General features: G+C 46.0%; 11 protein-coding genes. 6 read left to right on the top strand and 5 right to left on the bottom strand.

Annotated elements, in window-relative coordinates:
- Positions 1–12: 12 nt before the first annotated feature.
- Positions 13–564, bottom strand: a complete 552-nt coding sequence (gene hemG / locus FW758_RS16285; RefSeq protein ID WP_006083801.1) for a menaquinone-dependent protoporphyrinogen IX dehydrogenase — start codon at positions 562–564, stop codon at positions 13–15.
- Between the two features lie 200 nt (positions 565–764).
- Between hemG (FW758_RS16285) and FW758_RS16290 the strand changes: the two genes are divergently transcribed.
- Positions 765–1,073, top strand: coding sequence for an ArsR/SmtB family transcription factor (locus FW758_RS16290; protein ID WP_006083802.1), 309 nt, complete (start codon positions 765–767; stop codon positions 1,071–1,073).
- A gap of 63 nt (positions 1,074–1,136) precedes the next feature.
- Here the strand turns inward: FW758_RS16290 and hemG (FW758_RS16295) are convergent, their stop codons facing one another.
- The 4 genes from hemG (FW758_RS16295) to pepQ all read right to left on the bottom strand — a co-directional run bounded on the left by hemG (FW758_RS16295) (position 1,137) and on the right by pepQ (position 5,163).
- Complete coding sequence (hemG, locus tag FW758_RS16295; protein WP_413490815.1) at positions 1,137–1,661, bottom strand: menaquinone-dependent protoporphyrinogen IX dehydrogenase; 525 nt, start codon at positions 1,659–1,661, stop codon at positions 1,137–1,139.
- A gap of 2 nt (positions 1,662–1,663) precedes the next feature.
- Entirely contained in the window at positions 1,664–3,121 is a 1,458-nt protein-coding gene (locus tag FW758_RS16300; RefSeq protein ID WP_006083804.1) for a TrkH family potassium uptake protein, read from the bottom strand.
- A gap of 77 nt (positions 3,122–3,198) precedes the next feature.
- Positions 3,199–3,813, bottom strand: a complete 615-nt coding sequence (locus FW758_RS16305; protein WP_427649903.1) for a YigZ family protein — start codon at positions 3,811–3,813, stop codon at positions 3,199–3,201.
- A gap of 27 nt (positions 3,814–3,840) precedes the next feature.
- On the bottom strand, positions 3,841–5,163 hold the full coding sequence (gene pepQ, locus FW758_RS16310) for a Xaa-Pro dipeptidase (protein ID WP_446445934.1): 1,323 nt from the start codon (positions 5,161–5,163) through the stop codon (positions 3,841–3,843).
- 490 nt (positions 5,164–5,653) lie between these two features.
- Here pepQ and fadB point away from each other — a divergent pair, with 490 nt between their 5' ends.
- From fadB to FW758_RS16335, 5 genes are all read left to right on the top strand, one after another.
- A complete protein-coding gene (gene fadB, locus FW758_RS16315) occupies positions 5,654–7,804 on the top strand; it encodes a fatty acid oxidation complex subunit alpha FadB (protein WP_261273063.1) in 2,151 nt (716 codons plus the stop codon).
- 22 nt (positions 7,805–7,826) lie between these two features.
- Positions 7,827–8,990, top strand: a complete 1,164-nt coding sequence (gene fadA / locus FW758_RS16320; RefSeq protein WP_014609502.1) for an acetyl-CoA C-acyltransferase FadA — start codon at positions 7,827–7,829, stop codon at positions 8,988–8,990.
- Between the two features lie 241 nt (positions 8,991–9,231).
- Positions 9,232–10,392 (top strand): diguanylate cyclase domain-containing protein, encoded by a 1,161-nt coding sequence (locus FW758_RS16325; protein ID WP_342901059.1) that lies wholly within the window; start codon positions 9,232–9,234, stop codon positions 10,390–10,392.
- Between the two features lie 173 nt (positions 10,393–10,565).
- A complete protein-coding gene (gene tusA / locus FW758_RS16330; RefSeq protein ID WP_006083810.1) occupies positions 10,566–10,811 on the top strand; it encodes a sulfurtransferase TusA in 246 nt (81 codons plus the stop codon).
- 47 nt (positions 10,812–10,858) lie between these two features.
- Positions 10,859–11,305: an MOSC domain-containing protein gene (locus FW758_RS16335; protein ID WP_259523869.1), complete on the top strand. Its 447-nt coding sequence runs from the start codon at positions 10,859–10,861 to the stop codon at positions 11,303–11,305.
- Positions 11,306–11,526: the final 221 nt, after the last annotated feature.

Consider the following 11,526-nt stretch of genomic DNA (forward strand, 5'->3'; position numbering starts at 1 on the left):
GCCTGACCCGTCCTAAATAGCGGTAACGTCGACGAGTTCAAGCAGATGATCGGCATAGACCTTCACATCTGCCCAGTCGGTGTAGTCGATAACCGACTTAGGATCGGTTGGGCCTTTGGTCATCTTCATAATCAACTGGATCATCCACCTGTCGTACCAAGGCCATGAAGGATAATCCACTTTCCCCGCAATAATTTTAAGATCGGCTGGCGTCCACGGCGATAAGGCGATGAACTTTTGCAGATATTTATTATTCTCAGGAATACGTTTTTCTGGATTTCTCGCTACCACGTTGACGCAGAAGAAACTGTTTGGCAATGCACCCAAAGCCTCTGCATGCTGCTCGATAAACTTGAATACACTCTTATCATAGGTGCCATAGAGTACGCAGGCACCTAAGGCGACGACCTCGTAATCGGGCCAATTGATACAAGTTGCGGCAGCACTATTGATATCAACGAGATCAACCTTAGCGCCACGAAAGGTTAATTGGTCGGCAATTGCATTGGCAATCTTGGCTGTGTGGCCACCACGGGTAAAATAAAGTACGAGAACGCGTGTCATAGGGAATTACCGATCCACTGAGTTAATGTCACCATTGTGGCAAGATTACGTTAAATAAACCTCTGATAGGATCACAAATCAGCCGTATCTCATATTCTGAGATGCAAAAATTGAGATCTGCATGGCTGAGCAGTATGATTGCGTAAACACAGGTGTTCAATTAGAATTATCTAATCAAAAGCGATGAAGTGAGTGACCTTATGCAAAATGACATAGATGTAGCTGCAATGGTAACTAATGCGGAAAGTGCGGCTAAATGGCTTAAGGCCATAGCGAACCCTTATCGCCTAATGATTTTATGCCTATTACTAGACAAAGAGTTGAGCGTAACTGAACTCAATGCCACTGTGCCATTAAGCCAGTCGGCACTATCCCAGCATTTAGCCGTATTACGCGCTGAAGATCTGGTGGATACCCGTAAGAGCTCGCAAATTGTTTACTACAAGCTCAAGAACGAACAAGTCACCCAAGTGATTTCGATTCTGCATAGCCGCTACTGCGCAGTGTAACACGGTAAAGCTAGCTTAAATTTAAGCCCTAATCGCTTGCAAGTGATTAGGGCTTAATGATTTTTAGTGTTGGCTAAAGCGGTTACCGAAGGCGTCGACTTTTTCCCAATCGGTAAACTCAAAGGTGCCTGTGATATCGGTTGGCCCTTTAGTCATCCACATGATGAAACGTATCATAGTACGATCGAAGAAACCGTATTTAGGATAATCAATCTTGCCCGCAAACACTTCAAGCAACTGTGGCTGCCATAGTGATAATTGCAGGAATTTTTGCATATAAGGATTGGTTTCAGGCGTATTCTTTAAGGGTTTGCGCGCCACGACATTAACGGTAAAAAAGCCATTAATCTTAGTATCGAGCACCGCATGGTGGCGGTTCACAAACTGGTAAAGTTCAGGTCTATGCTTACCATAACGAATACTGGCGCCGATCAGTACTTTATCAAAATCAGCTAAGCTCAACGCATCAGCCTGCGCTAATGTGACCAGCGAAACCTGTTCTCCCGCCTGCTCAGCAATCGTCTTCATTTTTTGGCAAATTGCCAATGTTTGGCCATCAATCGTCGAATAGATTATTAACGTCTGCATGATTAATTCTTCCAAAAAGTTGGCGTAAACAAAATCAGTAAGGTAAATACTTCGAGGCGACCAAACAGCATAGCCGCGACCAATACCCATTTGGCGCCATCGCCAATACTGGCGTAGTTACTGGCTACCGCGCCTAAGCCTGGGCCTAGGTTGTTTAAGCAAGCTGCGGTGGCACTAAAGGCAGTAATATCATCTAATCCCATCGCCATGAGTGCAAGCATACAGATCACAAACACCAGCGCATAGGCAGAGAAGAATCCCCACACGGCATCGACAACGCGATCAGGCAAGGCTTTAGAACCGATACGGATAGAGAACATCGCCTTAGGATGAACCAGTCGCTTTAATTCGCGCGAGCCCTGTAACAGCAGCAAAATGACCCGAATCACCTTAATCCCACCCGCAGTTGAGCCACCACAGCCACCGATAAAGCTCGAAAATATCAATAGAATAGGTAAAAACAGCGGCCACATGTGGAAGCTTTCAGTACCAAACCCTGCGGTAGTGGCCACGGAAACAGCCTGAAATAAGGCATGATCTAAGGTTTCTTCCGGCGAATCATAAATGCCCGAATGATAAAGCGTGAGGAAACAAATCGCGGTAAGAATGAGTTGAATCGCCACCAGCATCTTAAATTCGGCATCTTTAAAATACACTCTAACGTTAATTCCTCGCCGCGAAAATGCCGCAAAATGCACGCTAAAGTTAACCGCAGAAACGATTAAAAAGAATACACAAATAAGGTTAATCACTGAACTATCGAAATACCCCATGCTAGCATCGTGGGTCGAAAAACCACCAATAGCGATAGTTGAAAATGAATGGCAAACCGCATCGAACACACTCATGCCCGCCAGCCAATAGGCGGTCGCACAGGAAATAGTTAACAATAAATAGATATACCACAGTGCCTTAGCGGTTTCGGCGATCCGCGGTGTCATCTTACTGTCTTTCACTGGGCCCGGAATTTCAGCGCGATAGAGCTGCATTCCCCCGACGCCAAGCACAGGTAAAATCGCCACGGCGAGCACAATAATCCCCATACCGCCGAGCCATTGCAGCATGTGGCGATAAAACAGAATGGCTTTAGGTAAGAAGTCGAGCCCGACAATCACTGTGGCTCCGGTGGTGGTTAACGCTGAGAAAGATTCGAAGAAACTATCGGTCCAGCTGAGGTCGGGTTGACTCGAGAAGATAAACGGTAAAGCACCGATAGAACCCAGTACGGTCCAGAACAGGACCACAATCAAGAAACCCTCTCGGGTACGCAATTCTTCTTTACAGTGGCGATTGGGATACCAGAGCCAGAAACCAATAAATAGGCTGACAAAAAATGCCTGCATAAACGCCGTGCCGCCGCCATCGTTATACCAAACAGCGATCAGTGCTGGTGGCAGCATAGTGATTGAAAATAAACCAATCAGCAGGCCTATGATTCGTATTATGGTTTTATATTGCATTAAGCGAGTTCAATCATTCCATTGGCTGCAAAGGTATTTTCAGCATTTGGGCTATTTTGGCATAATTTACGCAGGCATCACAGCTCAAACTCAGGCCTCAAACTTCCCTGACTGAGCGTCGCCAGCGACTCACACAGTAATGCCTGTTGCTGCCTGCCTATCTCGAACACAATATCGACCGCTTCAGCAAATTGCTTATCGATAATCACGGCATCGACTTGCTGTAATAGATGTTCCACATCGCGCAGCTGCGCATAATCACAATGCAACTTGGCAGGATAACGTAACTGTTTTAGTCGCGTTGGCAATTGAACCAAACCTTGCCTTAAGCCCGACGTATAAGCCCGAACCAGTCCACCTACGCCTAGCTTAGTTCCGCCATAAAAACGCACCACAACAGCGCCCACTTCGCCAATATTTGCCCCTTGCAACACAGCTAACATAGGGCGACCAGCACTGCCTGCTGGCTCACCATCATCACTCGAACCAATCAAGACGCTATCATCCGGTGCGCCAGCCACAAAAGCAGAGCAATAATGGCTGGCGCCGGGATAGTCACGCTTTATGTCAGCGAGTACTAACTTAAATTTATCAAAGCTATCGCAATGAAAGAGAAAAGAGATAAAGCGGCTATGCTTTATCTCTTCTTCAATCACGATAGCTTCACAGGGAACGCTATAACTTTCGAGCACACATCCGCCCTAATCTTTACCCTATGATCAATCGGTCAAGCCGAGTTCACGGGTCATGTTCTCGTTTCTATCTTGATGCACTATGACGTTATCTTCGATGCGAATACCGCCAAAAGGTCTTAACTCATCCACCGTTTGCCAATTGATCTGTTGGCCACGACTATCTTGTTTAAGCTCATTAAGCAGAGTATCGATGATGTATAACCCGGGTTCCATGGTCAGCACTTGGTTTGGCGCTAAAATGCGCGTGCAACGTAGGAATGGATGAGCCTCTGGCGCCGCAATATGAGTTCCGCGTTCATCGTGGGAGAAGCCGCCAACATCATGCACTTGTAGGCCTAACATATGGCCTAAGCCATGGGGGAAGAAAGCACTGGTTATGCCTTGATCGACCAAACCTTGGGCATCACCTGTGGCTAAATTAAAATCCAATAGCATTTGCGCGACTTTAGCATGGGTGGCCAAGTGTAAATCGGGATAACGCACGCCCGGACGCATCATGTCGATAAGCTCTAGCTGCGCCTTGTTCATCGCAGTGATCAACTCATCGAAACGATTCTTCTCGAATGCATAAGTTCTGGTGATATCAGAGGCATAGCCAAAGTAACTCGCGCCGGCATCGATAAGAAATGACAAACGTTTCGCAGGGCTTTGGTGTTCGAGTGCGGTGTAATGCAAAATCGCCGCATTTTGGTTAAGAGCGATGATATTGCCATAGGGCACTTCGTTCTCGCTCTGGCCTACGGCAGATAAATAGTGCTGCTGGATTTCGAACTCGCTCGCACCATTATAAAAGGCATTTTTAGCCGCCAAATGTCCCTGCACCGCAATTTGATTCGCGCGGCGCATACATTCCAGCTCATATTCGGTTTTAGTGGTTCTGTGGTAATGCAGATAACTCATCACAGCATCGGGATTACGACTGGTAAAACCCAGCACTTCGGCCACATCTAAATGCTCACCTAAATAGGCCCAATTAGCGATATCTGTCGGTAAAAACTCAGCGATCTTATCAGCCTTAGTTAGCAGCTTAATATCGAAATACTCAGTCCAAAACATATCTGGCACATCAGACACTTTGTGCCAAAAATCCACAGGACGATAGAAAATCAACTGCGGCTTATCACGGCCGTTAACCACCAACCAACAATTCGGATTATCCAGTACTGGCAACCATGCCTTGAAGTGCGGGTTTGCCTTAAAGGGATAATTGATATCATCTAAAAACATCCGATGCGGCTGACCCGAATGGATCACTAAACCAGACAAAGCTTCTCGAGACAAAATCTCTGCGACTCGACGGTTTAACTCGGCAATATGGGCACGATAGTGATGAGCCAACTGATCCATTTGTCATCTCCTGCAATGAATAAAAGTGAATAATATGAGCCGAATTTGCTCACATATTCTTAATCTGATCATGAACAACAGATTCAATCAAAACACTAAACTGTCACTCAATCTAAAATACATGGCCGCTGAACAAAGAACATTAAAGCGATAACGTCATGATTATCTTTAAGAGTTATGTTCAATCCTAGCATGGCTGCAACGTTTAAACGTCTAAGGTAAACAGCCACAAAGACCTATTTATCCGCAAAGTGATTTAACGCATTCTAGGTGTTCTACACTCTGTGCAGTGTATCACAAAGGTGAAAAATCACTCTAGCCGACAAGAAATTAAACAGTCGTTTAAATTGGGTGTTGTAATTTATCGAATTTCGAAGCACACTGGCACACAACTGGTCAAATGATGGCCGAAGCTGCTGTGAGATAGAGAGTCGTACTAGCACCAACACATAATGGTGGGTATCACTTTTAAGCCAAAAGGAAGCAAGCAATGATCTACCAAAGTCCTACAATTCAGGTTGAGTTACTCGAGGATAATATTGCCAAGCTGTGCTTTAACGCACCCGGTTCGGTGAACAAATTCGACAGAGAAACCCTCGCCTCGCTCGATGCGGCATTAGACAGCATCAAGCAAGATTCCAATATCAAAGCGTTAGTGCTGACCTCAAGTAAAGATACCTTTATTGTGGGCGCAGACATTACCGAATTTTTAGGCCTGTTCGCACAAGATGACGCCGTATTGCTCTCTTGGGTTGAACAAGCCAACGCAGTCTTCAACAAACTCGAAGACTTGCCTTTCCCAACTGCATCAGCAATCAAAGGCTTTGCCTTAGGTGGCGGCTGTGAAACCATTCTGGCAACCGATTTCCGTATCGCAGACACCACAGCCAAAATCGGTTTACCTGAAACTAAACTCGGCATCATCCCAGGTTTTGGCGGCACAGTTCGTCTGCCACGTGTGATTGGTGCAGATAACGCACTTGAGTGGATTACCACAGGTAAAGACCAACGCGCTGAAGATGCACTGAAAGTCGGCGCTGTTGATGCCGTGGTTGCACCACAAGCGTTAGAAGCTGCTGCGATTCAAATGCTGAAAGATGCTGTTGCTGAAAAGCTGGATTGGCAAGCACGTCGTAACCGTAAACTGTCTGCGCTAACACTGCCAAAACTTGAAGCTATGATGTCATTCACCACAGCCAAAGGTATGGTGTTTGCGGTTGCGGGTAAACACTACCCTGCACCAATGGCTGCTGTAAGCGTGATTGAGCAAGCATCGACTAAAGGTCGTGCTGAAGCATTACAAATCGAACATCAAGCCTTTATCAAGCTGGCTAAAACTGACGTAGCTAAAGCACTTATCGGTATTTTCCTTAATGATCAATTTGTTAAAGGTAAAGCGAAGAAAGCCGGCAAGTTAGCGAAAGAAGTCAACAACGCGGCCGTATTAGGCGCAGGCATTATGGGCGGCGGCATCGCTTACCAAAGCGCCAGCAAAGGCACACCGATTGTCATGAAAGACATTGCCCAGCCAGCATTAGATTTGGGTCTCAATGAAGCCGCTAAACTGCTGTCTGCCCAAGTCGCCCGTGGCCGTTCAACGCCAGAAAAAATGGCCAAAGTACTGAACAACATCACGCCTTCATTAGATTATGCCGCGATTAAACACAGTGATGTTGTCGTTGAAGCTGTTGTTGAACATCCAAAAATCAAAGCACAGGTTTTAGCCGAAGTTGAAGGCTATGTAAGTGAAGATGCAATTATCGCCTCAAACACCTCAACAATTTCAATCAACTTGCTCGCTAAGAGCATGAAGAAACCTGAACGTTTCTGCGGTATGCATTTCTTCAACCCAGTGCACAAAATGCCGTTGGTCGAAGTTATCCGTGGCGAGCATAGCTCTGAAGAAACCATCGCCTCTGTTGTGGCTTATGCCAGCAAAATGGGCAAGACCCCAATCGTTGTTAATGATTGCCCAGGCTTCTTCGTTAACCGTGTACTCTTCCCTTACTTTGCAGGTTTTAACGGCTTACTTGCCGAAGGTGGCGACTTTGCTGCAATCGACAAAGTGATGGAAAAACAGTTCGGTTGGCCAATGGGTCCAGCTTACCTGCTCGACGTAGTCGGTTTAGACACAGGTCATCACGCCCAAGCTGTTATGGCTGAAGGTTTCCCTGATCGCATGGGTAAATCAGGCACTGACGCGATTGATGTGATGTTTGAGAGCAAACGTCTTGGCCAGAAAAATGGTAAAGGTTTCTATGTCTATTCAGTCGATAGCCGTGGCAAGCCGAAGAAAGATGTCGATCCAACAAGCTACGGTCTATTGAAAGATGCCTTTGGCGAGTTAAAAGCCTTCGAAGCCGATGACATTATTGCCCGTACTATGATCCCTATGATCATCGAAACCGTGCGCTGTTTAGAAGAAGGTATTGTCGCATCGCCTGCCGAAGCGGATATGGGCCTAGTTTATGGCTTAGGTTTCCCGCCATTCAGAGGCGGCGTGTTCCGTTACTTGGATACCATGGGTGTCGCAAACTTTGTGGCCTTAGCAGACAAATACGCTCACTTGGGCGGTCTGTATCAAGTCACTGATGCGATGCGCACATTAGCAGCCAATAACGGTAGCTACTACCAAGCCTAATTAGCGGGAAAGGAATTTAATCATGAAACAAGCTGTTATCGTAGACTGCATCCGTACTCCGATGGGCCGCTCAAAGGCTGGCGTATTTCGTAATGTGCGTGCAGAAACTCTGTCTGCCGAACTAATGAAAGGTCTGTTGCTGCGTAACCCGCAACTCGACCCAAACCTGATTGAAGACGTGATTTGGGGTTGTGTGCAACAAACCCTAGAGCAAGGCTTCAACATCGCCCGTAACGCTTCGCTATTAGCGGGCATTCCAAAGACCGCTGGCGCTGTGACGGTTAACCGCCTATGTGGTTCATCAATGGATGCTATCCACCAAGCTGCACGTGCGATTATGACTGGCATGGGCGACACCTTTATTATTGGTGGCGTAGAACACATGGGCCACGTGCCAATGAGCCATGGTGTCGACTTCCACCCAGGTCTTGCTAACAACGTGGCAAAAGCCTCTGGCATGATGGGTTTAACGGCTGAAATGCTGGGTAAACTGCACGGTATTACCCGTGAACAGCAAGATGCGTTTGCGGTACGTTCACACCAACGTGCTTATGCAGCGACGATTGAAGGCCGCTTTGCCAAAGAAATCTATGGCATTGAAGGTCACGATGCTAACGGTGCCTTAATTAAAGTCCTGCAAGACGAAGTGATCCGCCCAGAAACCACAATGGAATCTCTGGCTGCGCTGCGCCCCGTATTTGATCCAGTAAATGGTACTGTAACTGCTGGTACTTCTTCTGCACTGTCTGATGGCGCCTCAGCCATGTTGATCATGGAAGAATCTAAAGCGCGCGCACTTGGCTTGCCGATTCGTGCACGTATTCGCTCTATGGCGGTTGCAGGTTGTGACGCGGCTATCATGGGTTACGGCCCAGTGCCAGCCACGCAAAAAGCTCTAGCTCGAGCTGGTATTACCGTTGCCGATTTAGATGTGATTGAACTTAACGAAGCGTTTGCTGCTCAGTCTTTACCTTGTGTGAAAGATTTAGGTTTAGCAGATGTGGTTGATGACAAAATCAACCTCAACGGCGGCGCAATTGCACTAGGTCACCCACTGGGTTGTTCAGGCGCTCGTATCTCTACGACGCTGATCAACTTAATGGAAGACAAAGACGCGACCTTAGGGTTAGCGACCATGTGTATTGGTTTAGGCCAAGGTATAGCCACTGTATTCGAACGCGTTTAATTCGTTACTCGAATAATTTCAAAGCCGGAACTTGTTCCGGCTTTTTTATGCCAAATTTTCTGCCAGCGTAAATATTAATATTTCTCATTTCTTCTGCTGTTCATTTGAAAATCAGTCCGTTATCAACTTAACTACAAGGGCATCACTGGCTATTGTGTCAACCACAGACAAGTAATCATCAGCCAAATCTAGGCAGTGTAGTGCAAGGATGCAATTCGTTGTTTTACCAGAGGAATGCCTGATGCTACAAACGGAACAGACCCTTTTCGAACAAATGCGGATCACTGAGCTGGAGATCGAGTCTCGTAAGGCGCTCTTCTCTTTTACTGCGGCGGACGTAAAGGCCTTGCAATCCTTTAAACCCATCATTGAAGAAAACATAGATAAAATCGTCGATGACTTTTACGGGTTACAAACCAGCGTATCAGAAATTGCGCTGCTGATCGGAGACTCAGACACCCTTGCCCGCTTGCGTACCGCACAGAGAAGATATGTACTCGATTTATTTAATGGTGTTTATGACCTTGAATACGTAAACAATCGCCTGCGGATTGGTTTAGTGCATAAACGTATTGGTGTTGAACCCAAACTTTACCTGTCTGCGGTGCACACACTCAAGGAGTTGATCTATGCAGTGATCAACAGCTCAGTAGAAGATGTACATCATGGCGAACGTATTCGAGCCGCAATTGATAAACTGGTGCTATTTGATGTCACGCTAGTCTTCGATACTTATATTCGCAGCTTAGTCTCCGAGATTGAGAACGCTAAGGATAAGGCCGAGAAATATGCCCAAAGCATGGAAAGCAAAGTCAAAGAGCGAACCCAGCAGTTAGAAGAACTGTCGCAAACCGATCCCTTAACAGGTTTGCTCAATGTAAGGCACTTGCAAGAAACCGCAACTCGCATACTCAGAGCTGCCCAAAGACGCGCCGAGCCCGTATGTGTCATCTACTTAGATGTAGATGATTTTAAATTATTTAATGATACCCAAGGCCACAGATCGGGTGATGAAGTACTGTGCGCCGTCGCCAAAGCAATTAAAGCCACTACTCGTGCCGAAGATTATTGCTTTCGTTATGGTGGAGACGAGTTCTGTATCATCATGCCTAACTGCCGTGAAGAACAAGCTAGGGATAATTTTATCACTCGATTCAATCAACAAATAAAACTCAGTTTAAACAATATTTCCTTAAGCTTTGGCATTATTGATACTGGCCCCTATGAGTATGAAGAAGCCAACAGCTTAATTCATAAAGCCGATCAGCGAATGTATAGCTATAAACGTGCATCCAAACAGCAGCAAACTATGGCGGCGGCAAATGATTTAGTATCAGAGAATAGTACCGCAGAAGTCCATCCAATCACTCAATCTCGCAGCATTGATAAAGCCGTCGAGTAACATTGAAACCCACATTCGCCATTAATGTTCCACGTGGAACATTCTATATCTAACATTCGTATTGATAGAACACATCAATAAAACCAGATCACAAATTGAAACCGCCAACTTGGTTTATCATGGGGGCTGGAGTAACATTAGCTAATTATGCTTAACCGTTCAGTAGAGGTAATATGAACGACGCTTTCTCAACCGCACAGCATAGACTCGATGCTCTTGGTTTACGCTGCCCAGAGCCTGTAATGATGGTGCGTAAAACCGTAAGACAAATGGCTGCCGGCGAGACACTGCTGATCATTGCCGATGACCCTGCGACGACGCGCGATATTCCAAGCTTTTGTGAATTTATGGATCACACCTTAATTGCCAGTGAAACCACACAAACGCCATATCAATATTTGATCAAAAAAGGACTTTAAGTCGTATCCGTTAACGACTTAATCATGAACAAAGGATGTGAGAAACTATGCCAAAACTGCTGGCGATAGCCTATAAAACTGTAAAACGCGGCCCAATGAATGAAGTTCTCTGTGCCAATGTCACCCAACTCAGTGGCGTAGAGAAAGATGTGTTTGGTCGCCCAGGCAAACGCCAAGTCACTGTGCTTTCCAAACTTCAGTGGCAACAGGCCTGTAATAGTATCGAGGCAGATTTACCTTGGACGACTCGCAGAGCAAATCTGCTGGTGGATGATCTCGTATTTAGCAGTGCCGATGTTGGTAAACATTTACAGATCGGTGAGTTGCGACTTGAAATCACGGGTGAGACCGACCCCTGTAAAAAGATGGAAATAGCGCATGTCGGTTTAGAAGCCGCGCTCACGCCAGATTGGCGTGGTGGTGTAACCTGCCGAGTATTGAATGATGCCATGATCCACTTAGGCGATGAGATCACTCTGGTTAATCCAAGCTAATTTTATTCCCTTCTAGTCAGCCACTCTTAGTTAAATCTCCATACTCCTCAATAAATAGAACCAAGTGACTTGGTTCTATTTCTGCTATGCCAGCTCTCTTATCCATATCGCCGTTACTTTTCCCTTCCCTCGGTCATCAATTGAAACAGTATTTACGTTTTCCTTCTTTCCTATTTATGCGATAACTAGACTAAGTATTAACAAAAGTTCATCTTAAAATT

Source organism: Shewanella sp. 1180_01, from assembly GCF_052850535.1.

Excerpts from the sequence above, each read along its gene's own strand:
- hemG (WP_006083801.1), bottom strand. The coding sequence starts at position 564 with ATGACACGCGTTCTCGTACTTTATTTTACCCGTGGTGGCCACACAGCC.
- FW758_RS16290 (WP_006083802.1), top strand. The coding sequence starts at position 765 with ATGCAAAATGACATAGATGTAGCTGCAATGGTAACTAATGCGGAAAGT.
- hemG (WP_413490815.1), bottom strand. The coding sequence starts at position 1,661 with ATGCAGACGTTAATAATCTATTCGACGATTGATGGCCAAACATTGGCA.
- FW758_RS16300 (WP_006083804.1), bottom strand. The coding sequence starts at position 3,121 with ATGCAATATAAAACCATAATACGAATCATAGGCCTGCTGATTGGTTTA.
- pepQ (WP_446445934.1), bottom strand. The coding sequence starts at position 5,163 with ATGGATCAGTTGGCTCATCACTATCGTGCCCATATTGCCGAGTTAAAC.
- fadB (WP_261273063.1), top strand. The coding sequence starts at position 5,654 with ATGATCTACCAAAGTCCTACAATTCAGGTTGAGTTACTCGAGGATAAT.
- fadA (WP_014609502.1), top strand. The coding sequence starts at position 7,827 with ATGAAACAAGCTGTTATCGTAGACTGCATCCGTACTCCGATGGGCCGC.
- FW758_RS16325 (WP_342901059.1), top strand. The coding sequence starts at position 9,232 with ATGCTACAAACGGAACAGACCCTTTTCGAACAAATGCGGATCACTGAG.
- tusA (WP_006083810.1), top strand. The coding sequence starts at position 10,566 with ATGAACGACGCTTTCTCAACCGCACAGCATAGACTCGATGCTCTTGGT.
- FW758_RS16335 (WP_259523869.1), top strand. The coding sequence starts at position 10,859 with ATGCCAAAACTGCTGGCGATAGCCTATAAAACTGTAAAACGCGGCCCA.